General features: G+C 54.2%; 13 protein-coding genes. 2 read left to right on the forward strand and 11 right to left on the reverse strand.

Going from position 1 to position 17,328, the window contains the following annotated elements; translation table 11 throughout:
* Positions 1-15 precede the first annotated feature (15 nt).
* From yycI to ACFPOF_RS28455, 7 genes are all read right to left on the reverse strand, one after another.
* Complete coding sequence (yycI, locus tag ACFPOF_RS28425; RefSeq protein ID WP_378138766.1) at positions 16-789, reverse strand: two-component system regulatory protein YycI; 774 nt, start codon at positions 787-789, stop codon at positions 16-18.
* Positions 790-828: 39 nt separating this feature from the next.
* Entirely contained in the window at positions 829-2,139 is a 1,311-nt protein-coding gene (gene yycH / locus ACFPOF_RS28430; protein WP_378138767.1) for a two-component system activity regulator YycH, read from the reverse strand.
* Positions 2,136-3,977 (reverse strand): cell wall metabolism sensor histidine kinase WalK, encoded by a 1,842-nt coding sequence (gene walK / locus ACFPOF_RS28435; RefSeq protein ID WP_378138768.1) that lies wholly within the window; start codon positions 3,975-3,977, stop codon positions 2,136-2,138. The genes yycH and walK overlap by 4 nt, the downstream gene beginning before the upstream one ends.
* On the reverse strand, positions 3,974-4,711 hold the full coding sequence (yycF, locus tag ACFPOF_RS28440) for a response regulator YycF (RefSeq protein WP_378138769.1): 738 nt from the start codon (positions 4,709-4,711) through the stop codon (positions 3,974-3,976). The genes walK and yycF overlap by 4 nt, the downstream gene beginning before the upstream one ends.
* Before the next feature lie 176 nt (positions 4,712-4,887).
* A complete protein-coding gene (locus ACFPOF_RS28445; protein WP_378138770.1) occupies positions 4,888-6,447 on the reverse strand; it encodes a peptidoglycan DD-metalloendopeptidase family protein in 1,560 nt (519 codons plus the stop codon).
* Between the two features lie 272 nt (positions 6,448-6,719).
* Positions 6,720-7,415 (reverse strand): hypothetical protein, encoded by a 696-nt coding sequence (locus tag ACFPOF_RS28450; RefSeq protein ID WP_378138771.1) that lies wholly within the window; start codon positions 7,413-7,415, stop codon positions 6,720-6,722.
* Positions 7,416-7,612: 197 nt separating this feature from the next.
* Positions 7,613-10,642: an efflux RND transporter permease subunit gene (locus tag ACFPOF_RS28455; protein ID WP_378138772.1), complete on the reverse strand. Its 3,030-nt coding sequence runs from the start codon at positions 10,640-10,642 to the stop codon at positions 7,613-7,615.
* A 398-nt stretch (positions 10,643-11,040) separates the two neighbouring features.
* Here ACFPOF_RS28455 and ACFPOF_RS28460 point away from each other — a divergent pair, with 398 nt between their 5' ends.
* Both ACFPOF_RS28460 and ACFPOF_RS28465 read left to right on the forward strand, forming a co-directional pair.
* Entirely contained in the window at positions 11,041-11,472 is a 432-nt protein-coding gene (locus ACFPOF_RS28460; RefSeq protein WP_378138773.1) for an Rpn family recombination-promoting nuclease/putative transposase, read from the forward strand.
* The gene (locus ACFPOF_RS28465; RefSeq protein ID WP_378138774.1) at positions 11,462-11,908 is read left to right on the forward strand and encodes a PD-(D/E)XK nuclease family transposase; all 447 of its coding nucleotides are present in this window, start codon (positions 11,462-11,464) and stop codon (positions 11,906-11,908) included. Before ACFPOF_RS28460 ends, ACFPOF_RS28465 begins: the two co-directional genes overlap by 11 nt.
* A 107-nt stretch (positions 11,909-12,015) precedes the next feature.
* Here ACFPOF_RS28465 and ACFPOF_RS28470 read toward each other — a convergent pair whose 3' ends face one another.
* The 4 genes from ACFPOF_RS28470 to ACFPOF_RS28485 form a co-directional block, all read right to left on the reverse strand.
* Positions 12,016-13,305 (reverse strand): adenylosuccinate synthase, encoded by a 1,290-nt coding sequence (locus ACFPOF_RS28470; RefSeq protein WP_378138775.1) that lies wholly within the window; start codon positions 13,303-13,305, stop codon positions 12,016-12,018.
* Positions 13,306-13,483: 178 nt separating this feature from the next.
* Entirely contained in the window at positions 13,484-14,860 is a 1,377-nt protein-coding gene (gene dnaB / locus ACFPOF_RS28475; protein ID WP_378138776.1) for a replicative DNA helicase, read from the reverse strand.
* A 4-nt stretch (positions 14,861-14,864) separates the two neighbouring features.
* Entirely contained in the window at positions 14,865-15,311 is a 447-nt protein-coding gene (gene rplI / locus ACFPOF_RS28480; protein ID WP_378138777.1) for a 50S ribosomal protein L9, read from the reverse strand.
* Positions 15,308-17,269 carry a DHH family phosphoesterase gene (locus ACFPOF_RS28485; RefSeq protein WP_378138778.1) on the reverse strand — a complete coding sequence of 654 codons (1,962 nt, stop codon included), beginning with the start codon at positions 17,267-17,269 and terminating at the stop codon, positions 15,308-15,310. Before ACFPOF_RS28485 ends, rplI begins: the two co-directional genes overlap by 4 nt.
* Positions 17,270-17,328 lie beyond the last annotated feature (59 nt).

Below are 17,328 nucleotides of genomic sequence, written 5' to 3' on the forward strand. Positions count from 1 at the left end.
CCGCGCGATCGCCGTTTACGTACGGCCCGCTGCGGCATCGCCCTTCTCTGTCGTCACTTCCGCGCTGATCGCGTTGACGTAGTACACTTCGTCGCTATTTTCCAGCAGCACCCGCCACGACGGTTCGGTCACTTGCGCCTCCGCATCGTCGAAAATTTCGCCGTGATAACCCAGCTTGATTTCCTTGATAACCGATCCCGATGGCAGGTTCTGCTCAATTACTTTGGCGAGCGCCTTCGTCGCGGACAGGACTTGCTGCTCCTTGGCCCCGCTCGCCGGCTTCACCGTTACGATGTCTTGCGTGAAGCCCTTGATCTTCTGATCGCTGTAATACAACTTCAGCCGGATGTCGAACATCGGCCAGAGCCCTTCCTTCCGGTTAAAAACAAAATAGACGCCTTCTTTGCTCCCCTGCTGATCGTACGAATAGTCGGCCAAGTCAGGGATGACGCCGCCAAGGGCAAGCGCAAACTGCTCTTCGGAGAAAATGACCCGCGTCTCAGGGGCCGGCGAGATCGGCTTCCGATCTTCGAGCGCATCTCCGCCGCCGCGCTGCTTAAACGTGTAGGTCAGCTGCCTCATGTTCGGCGTATCCGTCGGAATTCTCGCGTTATCGTCGACTTGGATGTTTTTCTCCTTCATCACTTGCAGCGTCTCGGGAGGAAGGGATGTCCAGTCCACCGCCGTATTCAACCGCTCGCGCCATTCCGTCCACAGTTGATAACCGAGAACGATGTTCAACGCGAGGAAGGACACGATAAGCACGCTTTTGGCGCGTCTCCAGTCCATCCCGCTCCCCCTTTCATCCCTGTCGGGTGCCCGCTATTGTTACACATATGGCTTCGAGTCCGCTAAGATGACGACTTCCCCGGTCGTCAACCGCGCCGCCCAGACCGGCGTCAAGCTGACCGTTTTCTCCAGAATCGTCGGCTTCATCGCCGGAAACAACGCTTCAACCGGGCGACCGCTATCGCGTAGCGCCTGAAGCTTCTTCCTCAGTTCGTCGCCGCCCGGCAGCTCGCGCTTATGTTTATTCGTCGCATCCTTGCCTAACACGACGAGCGAACGGTTATACGTCGACACGACGCCTTGCTCGAGGAATAGCTGAATGTAGCCGAAGTTTAACCCTCTATCGGGCACAATCGGCACGTCCTTGTAATACTGCTGGAAGCGGACGACCGACTCCCCCGTCTCCGACTCTGCGTCTTTCACGAACAGATGCTTGCCGTTCCAGCCGCCATGCTGATTCACGAACCCGATCGCCGACATGACGTTATCGAACAGATCGTTATTCACTTCGGTTCGCGCGGTCAAATCGGTGAAGGACAACCACGTGCCGTCCTGCTCGATTTTCATCCCCCGCTTCCCGTCGGTGTACATCTGGGAGCCGCTTTTGTTGCTCTGAATCGTTTTCGTCAGACCCGGGTCGAAAAACAAGTTGTCCTGCATTTGCTCAACGGTGTATTTGTTGTACGCCACTTCCATTTCGAACAGACGGGTCGTCGGCTTGTCCGGCGTATAGACGACGCCGTCGGAAGTCGAATAAGGATCCCAATATTGACCGAAACCGACGAACCCTTCCACGTCTCCGATCGTCAAGTCGGCATGCATCGATTCGTAGACGTAATTGCCATCCGAACTGAAGAAGAACGTCCGCACTTCGTCTCGCCCTTTGCTCGAATAAATCCAGATCCGGTCGATCGAATCACCGAAGAACAGGAAGTCGCCGTCGATCTTAAACGCCTTCTGCAACAGCTCGAATGGCACGGCACGGCCGAATCTCAGCTCGACGCCCTGGTCCTCTTTACGAATCTGTGCCCAGTCCACAGACTCGACGGAATCGCGTTGCAATCCTTTGAATTCGCGAAGCTTCAGCTTCGTCATAATCAGGTTGTAAAAGGTTTGCGTGCTCGGATAAAATACCGTGTGTTTGTCTTCGCCCAGATGGACGATGAGTTGTTCGGGAAAAACAAGATTGTCCGCCTTTTCCTCCTCGCCGAGCCGTTCCGTCTTCACATAATCCGAATCGCTCTTCACTTTGGCATCTTTGTAAGGCGTGTTGTAAGCGAGAAAATAGCTTTGCACCAAACTTAAAACCACCAGCAGCGTAAGCAGCACCGATTTGCCCTTCTCGATCAAGCGCCCTCACTTCCTTCCGGCACGATCGGCAGCAGCACCGTCACGATGGTGCCGACGTTGGACTCCGATTCGAGCAATATCGTGCCTCCATGCGCACGAACGATTTCCCGGGCAATCGAAAGGCCAAGCCCGGTGCCGCCCATATTCCGCGAACGGGCTTTGTCCACTCGGTAAAACCGTTCGAAAATCCGAGTCAAATCTTTCTTTGGAATACCGATACCTGTATCCTTCACCGTAATTGCGAGTTGGCCGGCTTCGTTATTCTTGGCGGATATATCGATCGCCCCGCCATCAAGCGTATATTTGATCGCATTCGATACAAGGTTATCGAGCACCTGGTCGATACCATCCCGGTCAAGCCAAGCGGTCTTCTGCCGGTGATCGACCTTTACCGTGACCGTGATTGCCTTCTGCCGAAGTTGGAAACTGAATCGGTCGACGACTTCTTCCAGCATCTCCGCGAGATCGGTTTGCTGCCGACGAAGCTGGTTGCGATTGGAATCAAACCGGGACAAATGGAGCAAGTCCGTTACAAGGCGGATCATCCGCTCCGTCTCGCTGCGGATAACGCCGACGAACCTTTCCGCCAGCGGCGGATCTTCGAGCGCGCCGTCATCGAGCGCTTCCGCGTAACTTTTAATCGTTGTCAGCGGCGTCCGCAGCTCATGCGAGACATTCGCCACGAATTCCCTGCGGGCCAGCTCCAGCTTCTCCGCTTCGGTGACATCCTGCAGCACGGCGATCGCTCCGGCCACGCCTCTGTCTCTCCTTCGAATCGGCGTCAGCGTCACCCGGAACACCAGCTCTTCTTCCGCCTGATCTTCCGGAAACCGGTTCAGTAGCAGAGAAGACTCTTCTCCCTGAAGAGTGGCGGCAATCGGGTCTTTCTCAATCCCTAGCGCTTCGGACAGAGTCATGCCTTCTTTGTCGGACAAGCCGAGCATACCTCTGGCTCGCCGGTTCGTTACGATGACTCGCCCGAGTTCGTCCGTCGCGAGAACGCCATCGCTCATGTTCGACAGAATCGAGCTGAGCTTCTCCCGCTCCTCCTCGTTCGAAGCGAGCGCATCACTCAGCCGATCGGTCATATCGTTAAACGCGATGCTCAATTGACCGATCTCGTCTTTGCCGAATATCGGCACCCGTTCGTCGAAACGACCTTCGGCAACCGCCGTCGCCTGGCGCGTAAGCGCCTTGATCGGCGACGTAATCGTGCCGGCGAGCAGAATGCCGAGCAGCGCCGTCAACCCGAGCGCAATCAACGTCGCAGAGACGAAAATCCGGTTCGTATTTTCCATCGTCTGATACAAGCTTTCCATCGGGGCGACGATGTACACCGCGCCGACGATTTTGCCCCCGCTGATGACGGGTTTGGCGATGACTTTGCTACGCTCGTTGTTGTCATCGATGATCTCTTCTTCGTTGTCGCGAACCCCTTGTAAGGCACGGCTTACGAGCAGCGACGTATTCTTACGGCCGACGTACGACTGCTGCGATGTCTTCGAAGTCGTCGCCGCGAGCACTTTGCCCCCGGCGTCGAGCACCTGGTACTCCGTTCCGGTTATCGTATCGATGCTGTTCACGAGAGAGTTCAGAAGGACACTCGTTTCGCCCTGAGCATCTTCATCCTTGTTCCCCGACGATAAACTCGAACTGGACAGAAATCGCGTCAGCAAGTTGGCTTGCGTGTTCAAGTTCTCCGTGAACGAGTTGCTCAGCGATGTCTTCATCGTGCTAATAAAATATACCCCGATCAGTTGTACCGCGATCAGGATCAGGAGAAGCACCATCGTAATGAGCTTGACCTGGATACTGCGGAGCATGCGAAACGCTCTCATCCGTAATAACCGCCGCTCATCTTCGGACTGCGCATCAAGTAGCCAAGACCGCGCCTCGTCATAATGATCTCCGGACGGCTCGGATCGTCTTCAATCTTCTCCCTTAACCGACGAATCGTCACGTCGACCGTGCGAACGTCGCCGAAATATTCGAACCCCCATACGGCTTGCAGCAGATGTTCCCTTGTCATCACTTTCCCGCTGTTCTTCGCCAAGTAATGCACAAGCTCGAATTCGCGGTGGGTCAAATCCAATGGCTGGTTGTTCTTGTAGACCACGTACATGTCCGTATCGATAAACAAGTTAAATAACCGGATGCCCTGGCGCTCCGCTTCCGACTGCACTTCCTCGTCCCGCGCCGACTCTACTTTGCGCTGGCGGCGCAAATGCGCCTTCACTCGAGCGAGCAGCTCGCGCGTGCCGAACGGCTTCGTGACATAATCGTCGGCGCCAAGCTCGAGGCCGAGCACTTTATCGATCTCGTTGTCTTTCGCCGTCAGCATAATAATCGGCGTAGACAGGCGTGTCCGCACTTCCCGGCACACGTCCATCCCGTCTTTGATCGGCAGCATGAGATCGAGCAAGATCAAGTCCGGCTCTTCTTCGAACGCCAGCTTCACGGCGGCTTCGCCGTCGAAGGCACAGACGACCTCGTAGCCTTCCTTCTCCAAATTAAACTTCAAAATATCCGCTATCGGCCGCTCATCGTCTACGACCAGTATTTTGCCCAACATGAATGGTCACCGCCTCCCGCTTCTCGGAAGCTAATCTCTATGTTATCTTACCATAACGCGGACAAGACCCCAATGGCGTATCATGGCAGATTACTGGCCTTGGCAGCGCCAAATTACACGCAGCAATAAAAAGCTCCCCACGAAGGCAAAGCACCTTCTGGAGAGCCGATAAAAAATTATAAATAGCTGGTCGGGTTCTTCAGCTTGCCGTTCAAGTAAATCTCAAAGTGCAAGTGCGTGCCGGTCGAGTGTCCCGTGCTGCCCATGACGCCGAGCGAATCGCCTTTCTCGACGACTTGGCCCTTCTTGACTGAGACGCTTTTCATATGACCGTATACCGTCTTGAAGCCGTTCTGGTGGTTGATGATAACCGCGTTCCCGAGTCCGCCCGACTTGTAGCCTGCGAATTCGACGACGCCTTCGTCCGCTGCCATAATCGTCTTCTGGCCTATCATATCGATCCCCTTGTGCATGCGGCCCCAACGTTGGCCGAGATAACTCGTGATGCGGGCCCCGACAACCGGCCAAGAGAACTTACCCGAGCCTTCGCCGCGAATGACTTTCGTGCCTTTCAGAATAATCGTCGGCACCGGCTTCAGCAAAATTTGCTTATTCACCTGTTCTTCCTCGATCAAAGCACCGTTGCGTTTCGTCAGCCGGTACGTCACTTGCTGCTTACCCGACGTCCCTTCGCTAATCACCTTCTGCTGGCCCTTCTTCATCGTATCGCTTGTCTTATATTGGACCGGCGGTTCGATCTCCTCGATCTCTGTCACTTGCTCTTCGGAGTTGACGTTCAGTAGCGGCGGCTGTTGGGACGACAAGTCAATCACGTCGCCGACTTTAATCTTATCGCCTACGATCCATTTATTCTTCTGGTGGATAAACTCCTCAGTGACATCCATCTTCGCCGCAATGCAACCGATGCAATCGCCTGCCTGCACCGTGTACTTGCGAGGCACCGATTCGCCCTTCGTCAGCTTGGCATATAACTCGTCAACTGTCGATACTTGCTCAGCAGCGACATCGGAATCCGCCGTCTGCACTTTCTCCTTGAAGCTGACCGACGTCACAACACGAGTCGGCTTCACCGTCGCTGCCGGCGCGCTGTTGCTTGTCGATAACGTCTGCACCTCAGTACCGGCCTTCTTAACAAGATTCGCCGGGACGTATTTGTTCTTGACCTTCTGAAGCAGCAGGTCCGCTGTCTTCTGGTCGCGAACGATGCCAACTTCCTTGCCGTCAACGATGACTTTCACGCCGATTGCATGCGTCTGAAGCATGTCTTCGAGACGAGCCAGCGTCGTGCTGTCGTCTGTCTTTTTCTTATACGCCTTTTGAACTTCATAGGCGACCTGATTCTCGTTCAACTCTTGTAGGACAGGAGTATTCGCTTGGCTCAGTTCAGCAGCTTTGGAGACGAGCAATTGCTCGACTATGGCCTTGTCACTGATCTCTCCAACGGAGTTCCCGTTCACCAGTACTTCATAATAGGTAACGCTATTCGCCTTCACATACTGGCTGGTTCCAAGCCCGACACCTGCGATCGCGATGATTCCACATGCAGAGAGGATGATCGGTTTCCTGTAATTGCGCCATTTCCCGGCAGCGTTCGACGTAACTTGAGTATCTGCAGACTTCTTGGATTGCACTTGCGAGGACCGAACGTTGTGGATGACTTTCCGCGTTGCGGCGATCATTGTCCGGATCCGATCCATTCCCCTAAACGCGGCCATGATCTTCTCCTTTTCCCTTGCTTTCGGTATTCTTTTCCCGGTTTTGGCAAAAGCATGTCCTCACTTTAGCATACGCCAGACCGCACGATCAACCTTTTGGGCCATTAGAATTATGAAAAGCTTTTAAGAATTGAAACGCTTACATGTTCGGCATAACACGAAAACCGTCGACATTATGCTCGTTTTATTGCCGCCCAACGCGCATTTTTGTCGAATAATAAAGCCACACGGAGGTTCTCTCCAGTGTGGCTCAAGTTAGCTAGAGTCGCGCCTCAGCGTTGTTCCGCACCAGCATTTTCGCCTGAGTCTTCAGACGACGTCCCTTGCAAAATGCTCATCATCTGGACGAACTCTTCATGCGTCAGCGCCGACTTCAACATCTCTTGAACGCCTTTCATCTGTTCCGGCGTCTGCCCTCCCTTGAGTGCATCGGACAACTGTTGCAATTGGGCAGGATTCAGCTTCGAGACAACAAGCGCATACAGTGATTGCCGCTGCTCGTCGGTCAACGATATTCCCGAGCTAGTCTGTTGTTCCCCGTCTCCCATGACGGGCACCGCTCCGTTTTTCCCCGGATCAGTGGAAGCTTCCGGGTCCGCCGATGCGTCCGCAGGCGTGGATGGTTCGCTCGAAGGCTTGTCGGACGGAGACTCGCTCACTCCCCCTACACTGTTCGAGGGTTCCGCGGATGGCGAAGATACGGGTGACGAGGACGGCTCCCCGTCCGTCTTGCTGCTTGTATCGCCTTTATCTACCTCTGCCGACTTCGACGGACTGTCGCTCGCTCCCCACAACTTTCCCCATACCCCTGATAGAGCGATAGGTTTGATATCTACCGGCAAGTTGAGCTGTTTCACGACTGTTTCCATATAGCTGTTCACGATATAACCTGTCGTCCATATGCTTAAGAAGCTGAGCAGCAAAGCCGTCGCGCCTATTTTGATCACCCAGCTAATCCACTTGAACATGATCGTACCTCCCGCCGTACGTGCGTTTTCATAGTTTTTAGTATAGGCAAACCTCCCTTATATCATTCCTCGCATGACCAACTATCCTGCCAGCCCCGCGGCCAGATACAGCAAAAAGCCCACCCGACGCTCCTCATCGAATAAGATGAGGGCGCGGGAGGGCATGCTGCGCGATAAGCCGATGTTATCGCACCCTATTATGCGGCCGCTTCTTCAGGAATCGCCTGCTGCGCCTTGCGTTGCTTGCGCGAACGCTTGAAGTAGAGCAGTTCATACATGACCGGTACGACGACAAGCGTTAGTATCGTGGAACTTGTCAAGCCGCCGATAACGACAACCGCGAGACCGCTGGAAATAATGCTGCCGCCGCCGAAACCGATCGCTAGCGGAATAAGCGCGCAGATCGTCGCGATCGCTGTCATCAGAATCGGACGCAACCTTGTGCCGCCCGCTTCGATGAGCGCTTCCCGAATCGTCTGGCCGTGTTCGATCTGCTGCTGAACGCGTTCGAGCAGAACAATTGCGTTCGTCACCACGATGCCGATCAGCATAAGGAACCCGATCATGCTCGACACGGATAGCGGATCGCCCGACATTAAAGTGCCTGTCAAACCGCCAATAAGCGCAAATGGCAGCGAGAATAAGACGGCGAGCGGCGCCCGGCCTTCCCGGAACGCAATAACCATAACAATGTAGACCATTCCGACAGCGACTAGCATCGCCATAAGCATATCGCTCATCATTTGACCGACGTCTTCATCGCTTCCGCCGAGTTTGTAGGAGACGCCCGCCGGCAACTTGAGCGCATCCAATGCTTTCGTCAGCTCTGAGTTCACTTTGCTTGCGTTTTTATCCGTAATTTGTCCGGTCACTGTCGCGAACTCAGCGCCGTTCTTCAGTTGCAGCGTGCTCGGAAGTTTCATCATCCGCACGTCCGCAATGTCTTTCACTTGAACGGTTCCGCCTGACGGTGCATTCAGCTTCAACTGGCCAATCTGTTCGACCGATGCGAGCGACGTTCCGTTTAAGCTCAAGATCAAGTCGCTGGCGCCTGTACCGTCGCCGATCCGCCCTGCGTTCGTCTCCGACAGAAATGGTCTGAGCAATTGTGCCGCCTGCAACGCCGACAAACCGACTTTGGATGCATCCTTCTGACGAACGGTAATTTGGATGCCATTCGTGCCGTCCTCCAGGTTGTTACTAATGTGATCGACGCCCTTCAAGCCGGCGATCGTCGAGGTTATCTTCTCCGTTGCCGTCTGAATATCGGATGCTGACGAACCCGTCACCGTCACTTCGATTGTGCCGCCGCCGCTCATATCGTCTTTTTCCAAACTAAAATCTGAGCCTTCGGGCATTTTCACTTTCGGGGCAATGTCATCCGTGAACTGGTCCAGGTCCGCAGAAGAACGTAAACCAATGAACCATTGCGCACCGTTCTCGACTCCGCCTCCGGTAATGTCTCCCCCGACGATGACATCGGTATTCTCGACGTCCGGGTGCTTGCGAATGATCGCGTCGAGACGATCTGCTTCCTTCCTAACAGCATCTACGGAAGTTCCCTTCGGCATCGTTAAGCTCGCGAACATATACTTGTAGTCCGACTGCGGCAGCAGCACGACGCCGACTTTGCCTGCGAAGATCGGCACCAGACTGCCCGCGAACAGCAACAGGGCGAGGACGATTACGGTCGTCTTGTGCCCGAGAGACCAACGCAGCACTTTCTTATATCCGCGGCTGACTGCCGAAGGTTTCGCTTCTTTCATTTTCGCGTTTCTCATAAGCGCCCATGCCATCAGAGGAACGACCGTCAACGAGACGAGAAGCGAGGAAATGAGCGCGAAACCGACTGTCCAAGCAAACGGACGGAAATAACCGCCGACCATTCCCTGCAGCATACCGAGGGGAGCGAACACCGCTACTGTCGTAATCGTCGAAGACGTGATCGCGCGGGCGACCTCCATCGTACCGGAAAGAATAAGCTCCTTGTTGATTTTCTCCCCTCTCATTCTCCGAACGATGTTCTCGATCACGACAATGCTGTCATCTACGACACGTCCCGTCGCTACCGCAAGTCCGCCGAGCGTCATAATATTAAGCGTCACGTCGGTGAACGTCTTCAAGCAAATCATTGCAATGAGCATCGACAACGGAATAGAGACAATTGCGATTAACGTCGCGCGCAGATTGCGTAGGAAGAACAGAATCAATACCGAGGCGAACAATGCCCCAAGCAAACCTTCGCGGGCAAGAGAGTTGACCGATTCCTTCACATCTGTCGCCCGGTTGTACATCACGAGCGCTTTCGCCTGGCCATCCTTCTCTGCAGCCTCGTACACTTTCAACACTTGGTCGGCTACTTCCACCGTATTGGCATTGCTAGCTTTAACGATGTTCAGCGTAATGCTCGGGCTGCCGTTCGTTAAGCTGATCGTTTTCTGCTCCTTGCCTTGCTCGATGGTCGCAATATCCGTCAGCTTCGCGCCGGGCGAGACTTCCCAGCTTTTCAACTGGTCGACCGTCGTCAGATCCCCTTGTACGAAAACCGGCAGCTTGTTCTGCCCGAATGTCGTTTCTCCTAGCGGCACGCTCAGATTGTTCGCTTGAAGCAAACCGATTACTTGCTCGTAGGAGATGCCTTTGGCCGTCATTTTCGCGGCATCCAGACGAAGGTAGACACCGTCATCCTTTAGCCCGATCGTCTTCACCTCGCTAACGCCTTCGATCGCTTGCAGCTTCGGAATGAGTTTCGTCTTGACCGTCTCACTGAACTGTTCGCTCGTTGCGCTTCCTACCGCCGTCACGGACGTGTACATAATCGGCTGATTCGTCGTCGAGAAATACTGCACTTCTGGCTTCTCAATGCCTTCTGGCAACCTCACGCCGCCGATCGTCTGCTTCACTAGCTCTTGCTTTTTCTTCATGTCATCGCTGAAGTTGAACTCGAGCTGGATCATTGACATTCCGTTCGCCGATTGAGAGGTGACGTTCTTCACGCCCTCCACGTTCCGCAGCGCCGCCTCAAGCGGCAACGTTACTTGATTCAGCACCTCATTCGGTGCCGCACCTGGATAGACAGCTTGAACGAAAATGCCCGGAAACGAAATTTCGGGCTGTTGCTCTTGTTTGAATTTGGTCGTCGAGTAAACACCGCCTGCGGCGATCAGCAGAACGAGCAGCACGATGGCCACCGGGTTTCTCAGCGAAAATTGGGTAAAAAACTTCATTGAACTTCTCCACTCCCTTGGATGATCTTATGGCCTCCATCTCATGATGGTCGATTCGAAACGAAGCCTCTGGAGATGATTGTAAGTTATTCCCCGCAATGCCAACATAGCCTCGGGTACGTTCTTGCACCTCGACTTAGGACGGGGAACGGTCAAGCCTTTAGTTCGGTGAAACGTGGCATTCGTCTGTCTGAAGCAGTAACTCCTCGCGCTTCGAGCTTTACACGAAAACCATCTTCCGTTACACTGGAAATCAGTTGGAGTTATAACCAGATTGGCGGTCGCGAAGCACGCGCCGCTCGTATTTCCTGATCATCGGGGAATCCGGGCGCGCGTGCTTTTTTGCATCCTTCCGCCGTTGTGGGCACAATTGCATATGTTACAATAGGGGGAGAAAAATGAAGCCATTAGCGCACGGGTCGGCACAAGAACAACAAACGGTACAACGATTGAATCCAAAAAATGATTTTCTCTTTAAGCGGCTGTTTGGCGAGGAAGAAGGCAAGCGGCTTTTAATCTCGTTGTTGAATGCCATTCTCCGTCGCACAGGGGGGCAAGCGATTACAGATGTATCGATTGTGGAGGATACGCATCTGGCGCGCGAAATGATCGAAGACAAGGAAGCGACGCTGGATATTTTGTGCGAAGTGAATGGGCAAGAACAAGTAAACATAGAAATGCAGGTTCGCCGGTTCGAGCATATGAATTTGCGCAGTTTGTTTTATGTGGGCAAGCTGTTAACCGATTCGTTGCGGAATGGTCAGCCTTATGAGCAATTGATGCGTTCGATCGGCGTGAATATGCCCCAAGTTTCGCAAGATGCTTTTTAACATCCAAGACCCGCTGCATCGCTGGCTACGGTTTTTGGAACAAAGCACAACTGCAGAACAAATGGAGGAGTTGATGAAGGTGGATGAAGTGATTAAGGAAGCTGAAGAGCGCTTGACTTATCTGGCCAGCGATATGGAAACAAGACGGCGGTACGCGATGCGGGAAAAAGCGTTGCATGACCGCGCCAGTCTGCTGGAGGACGCGCGGACAGCGGGGATTAAAGAAGGGGTCGAGCAAGGCATTGAGCAAGGCATTGAGCAGGGCATTGAGCAGGGCATTGAGCAGGGCATTGAACAAGGCATTCGAAAAACGGCGTTGCGAATGCTGGAGGAAGGATTGGAGCTTGAGCTGATTGGTCGCGTAACCGGCTTATCCGAGAGTCAAATGATGCAGTTGAAAGAAGAAGCAACGGCGCAGAAACACGAAGCGGACTAGGCTGGATTTGGTAAGTCGTTGTTGCTGGCTTCAACCTTATACGCTTGCTGATTCTTTAAGAAAAAGCCGCCCGGCAGATTTCCTGCCGAGCGGCTTTCCTTTAACTTCTATGCTTCGTAGATCGGTGCGACTTGGTTCGTCTGTTCGCGATTGCGGCCGACCGAGAAGATCGCGATCGGGATGCCCGTCAGTTCGGTAATCCGCTTCACGAAGTATTGCGTCGTCTCCGGCAGATCGCTGATCGTCTTCGCGCCGGAAATATCTTCGCTCCAGCCCGGCAGCTCCTCGTACACCGCTTCGCAATCTTCGAGCAGCTTCAAGTTCGCCGGATAGTGCGAGACGATCTCGCCGTTCAGCTTATACGCCGTACAAATTTTAACCGTCTCGAGTCCTGTCAGCACGTCGAGCGAGTTCAGTGACAATCCCGTAATGCCGCTTACGCGGCGGGCATGGCGCACGACAACCGTGTCGAACCAGCCTACGCGGCGCGGACGACCGGTAACGGTGCCGTATTCGTGACCTTTGTCGCGAATCCATTGGCCAAGCTCGTTATTCAGCTCCGTCGGGAACGGACCGTCACCGACGCGTGTCGTATACGCTTTAGCGACACCGATGACTTGTTTGATCTTCGAAGGGCCGACGCCGGAGCCGATGCAGACGCCGCCTGCGGACGGGTTTGAGCTCGTTACGTACGGATAAGTACCTTGGTCGATATCGAGCATGACGCCTTGCGCGCCTTCGAACAGCACTTTCTTGCCTTCGTCGATCGCATCGTTCAAGATGACGGACGTGTCCGTCACATACGGGCGCAGCAATTCGGCCAGCGCTAAGTATTCCTTGATAATGGCGTCCGCTTCTAACGGTTCGCCACCGTACATTTGGACGATGACTTGGTTTTTGTCCGCGATGATCGCACGCGCTTTCTCTTCGAAAGCTTCGGCAACCATCAAGTCGGCGATACGAATACCGCTGCGGGCAGCTTTGTCCATGTAACACGGGCCGATGCCTTTGCGCGTCGTTCCGATCTTGTTATCGGCTTTGCGGTCCTCTTCAAGCGCGTCGAGCACGAGATGATAAGGCATGATGACGTGAGCCCGGTCGCTGATCTTCAAGTTGTCCGTCGAAAAACCGTTATCGCGAATATATTGGATTTCTTCCACCAAAGCTGCCGGATTAATGACCATTCCGTTGCCGATGACGCAAATTTTGTCGTGATTAAAAATACCGGAAGGAACCATCGTCAGCTTGTATTTTTTGTTCTCGATGAGGATCGTGTGACCGGCATTGTTGCCGCCTTGGTAACGGGCGACGACGTCGGCTTTCTCCGCCAAGTAGTCGGTAATCTTCCCTTTGCCTTCGTCTCCCCATTGCGTACCTACAACTACGACTGTTGACACTGCAATCCCTCCACCCGGAGTGGTCCTCACGCCGGCATGATAATGCCGCCCGAGTATCGCAAAGGGCGATCAGGCAGCATGATAAGTTTAGCAACTGCGTCCGGGGAAGTCAACGGAAAAACGAACAATTGAGCAAGTGCCTATATGAACGTTCGGAATTTAACCACAATTGCCCGCTTTATGCGCTGCCTGCATAGGCTTCGCTATGCGAACGGTCTAAGCTGACGAACTTATTGTAGTTTTTCAGGAAGACAAGCTCCACCGTGCCGACCGGGCCATTCCGCTGCTTAGCGATAATGATCTCGATGATATTCTTCTTCTCCGATTCCTTATCATAATAATCGTCCCGGTACAGGAACGCGACGATGTCGGCATCCTGCTCGATCGAGCCGGATTCCCGAAGGTCAGACATCATCGGACGCTTGTCTTGCCGCTGCTCGACGCCCCGAGACAACTGGGACAGCGCGATAACCGGCACTTCCAGCTCCCGCGCGATCATCTTCAGCGTACGGGAAATTTCCGATACTTCCTGCTGGCGGTTCTCGCCCGCCTTGCCCCGGCCCTGAATGAGCTGAAGATAGTCGATCAGAATCATTCCTAGCCCTTTTTCCTTCTTCAGCCTACGGCACTTTGCCCGAATATCGGATACAGTGATGCCCGGCGTATCGTCGATAAAGATCTGTGCTTCAGACAGCGCGCCGATCGCCATCGACAGCTTCTCCCAATCGTCACCCTCGAGATGGCCTGTCCTCATTCGCTGTGCGTCAACGTTCGATTCTGCGCACACAATCCGCTGAACGAGCTGAGCGGCCGACATCTCGAGACTGAAAATAGCGACCGTCTCGGATGCGCGCACGGCGACGTTCTGTGCTACGTTCAACGCGAACGCCGTTTTCCCTACGGAAGGGCGGGCAGCCACGATGATCAAGTCGTTCCGCTGGAAACCGGCCGTCATTTTGTCCAAATCAACGAACCCGGAAGGGATGCCCGTGACGCCGCCCTTCTGGTTGTACAGAAACTCGACGCGCTCGAACACTTCCATCAGAACGTCGCGAATACTAATGAAACCCGTCGCCGCGCGGCGGCTGGAAATTTCCATAATGCGCACTTCAGCGTCGTTGAGCAGCGCACCGACGTCTTCCTCGGATGCATAGCCATTGGAGACGATCTGCGTCGCCGTGCGGATCAGACGTCTGAGAATCGACTTCTCTTCGACGATCTGGGCATAGTATTCCACGTTCGCCGCCGTAGGAACCGCGTTGGCGAGCTTCGTTAGATACATAATGCCGCCGACTTCTTCCATCTGGCCGAGATCTTGAAGATGAGCGGTCAACGTAATCAGGTCGATCGGCTTATTCTCTTCATTAAGGACAATCATGCCTTCGAAAATGCGTTGGTGGGAGACGCTGTAGAAGTCCTCCGCTTTAAGACGCTCCATGGCCGCGATCAAAGCCTCGACCTCTAGCAAGATGGCGCCGAGGACGGCCTGTTCCGCTTCCAGGTTTTGCGGTGGAATGCGGTCGTAGAACATTTGCTGATCCCCGGTTGCGCTCATCGGTTCATTCCTCCACGATTTTCACGTTTAGCGTGCCCTTCACATCGGGGTACAATTTAACGGTTACTTTCGTCACGCCAAGCGTGCGAATCGGATCGTCCAGCTCGATTTTGCGCTTGTCGATCGCAATTTTGTGGGACGCTTCCAGACCTTCCGCGATTTGTTTGCTCGTGATGGCGCCGAACAGACGGCCGCCTTCTCCCGCTTTCGCTTTGATCGTGACCGTCATCTCGGACAGCTTCGCCGCCAGCGCTTTCGCGTCCTCTTTCTCCTGATCCTTCTTCTTCTGAGCCGAAGCCACTTGTTGCGTCAACGTCTTCTTCGCGCCTTCGGTCGCAATCTGCACGACCCCTTTAGGCAGCAGGAAATTGCGCGCGTATCCTTCTGATACTTCCTTGATCTCGCCTTTTTTTCCTTGGCCTTTAACATCCTGCAAGAAGATTACTTTCATTCGAATAACCCCTCTTCTTTATCGATTTCGTTCAATACTTGCTTGAGCTTAAGCGCAACTTCTCCTACAGTGCCTTGAAGCTGGGCAGCCGCGTTCGTGAAGTGTCCGCCACCGCCGAGTCGCTCCATGACAACCTGAACGTTGATGTGACCGAGCGAACGGGCGCTTACGCCAACGCTGCCGTCCGGGCGCATGCCAATGACGAACGAAGCTTTGATCCCCGTCATGTTCAGCAACGTGTCGGCCGATTGAGCGATAAGCAATTGCGGCACTTGTTTGCCGGCATCCGCCACCGCGATGGCGATGCAGTCGCGGTACGTCTCCGCGTTGCGGATGATTTCCGCCTTGCGGATGTATTCCTCCAGATCCTCTTTCAGCATCCGCTGTATGAGGACTGAATCGGCGCCGTTGCGCCGGAGGAACGACGCTGCCTCGAACGTACGAGATCCGGTTCGGAACGCGAAACTTTTCGTGTCCACGGTAATTCCCGCGAGCAACGCGGTTGCTTCGCGGACGTCTAACACGACGCGTTCATGAATGTATTGCAGCAACTCTGTAACCAGTTCGCAAGTGGACGAAGCATACGGCTCCATGTACACGAGCACCGCATCGTCTATAAACTCTTCGCTGCGGCGATGGTGATCCACGATGACGATTCTCTCCGTTGCCTGTAGCAAGCGAGGTTCCGCGACCATCGTGGCACGGTGCGTATCGACAACGATCGCGAGCGAACGCTTCGTCATCATGCCAAGCGCGTGCTCTGGAGAAATGAACTTTTTCGCCAGCTTCTCGTCTTCCTTGATCATATCCATCATCCGCTGGATAGCGGGGTTCACGCCTTCAAGTACGATGTGCGCGTCTTTGCCGTACAATTGCGCCGCCTTCAGAACGCCGATCGAAGCGCCGATCGCATCCATATCCGGCATTTTGTGACCCATAATGATGATGTTGTCGCTTTCCTTGATCAGATCGCGGAGCGCATGGGCGATCACCCTCGCGCGAACTCGCGTCCGCTTCTCGACCGCGTTGCTCTTGCCGCCGTAGAAGCTTTGCCGCTGACCGATTTTCACGACCGCCTGGTCGCCGCCGCGCCCAAGTGCGATATCCAAGCTGCCTTGGACGAGATGGCCCAATTCGATAACGTTATCTGCGCCTGACGCAAAGCCGATACTGAGCGTCATTGGGAGCTTCTGCTCAATCGTGATTTCGCGCACATCGTCGAGCAGTTCGAACCGGGATTGCTCCAGATTCTTGAGCGCCGCCTGGTTCGTAATGATCATGTAACGATCGGAACTGAGACGCCGCAAGAACAATCCGTATTTTTGCGCCCATTCGTTAATCTCGCCAGTCACCTTGGATAGCATCAAAGCCCGCTGCTGTTCATCCATCCCTTGAGCGACTTCTTCGAGATTGTCCATCATGACGATGCCGAGCGCGAGTTTCTCTTCGTCATACTTCTTCTTCAAAGTCCAGCGGTCGGTCACATCTTTCACGTACAGAAACCGCTCGTTCGGCCGAAGCAGCAGTTCGTAGACACGTCCGCCGATGGTCACCTCCGACGTCTCCCTGTCTTTGAACGTATGCGACAGCGCCGGAAAATGAGTACCGAGAAGATCGCCAACGATCGATTGTTTGCCGATAACGATAGCAACGAAAGCATTATGCCACTGTATTTCCTTGTCTTCGTTAAAAAGAATAATGCCGAAAGGAAGCTGGCCGATCACTTCGTTTCCGACGTTCTTGATCCGGTGCGTCAGCGTCAGCACGTATTCGTTCAGATCTTTGCGGAAAGCCTTCTCCGCAAGTATGCCGTAAGCGGCCACGACGCCTCCAAGCATCAAACCTAACAAACCGAGAAGCCACTGGTATGAAGCCAGCGCTACGGTCAATATGAAGATGAGCACCAGTGCCCAGACGATATGCATACCGTGCCAACGCTGCACGAGAAACTTGGGCATATCCGCGATTCGCTCCCGTCTTATGGTGGTGTGCAAGCCGCGTTTCCGCGGCCGGCGGA

The sequence above is a fragment of the Cohnella soli genome (assembly GCF_042655525.1).
Lineage (GTDB): Bacteria > Bacillota > Bacilli > Paenibacillales > Paenibacillaceae > Cohnella > Cohnella soli.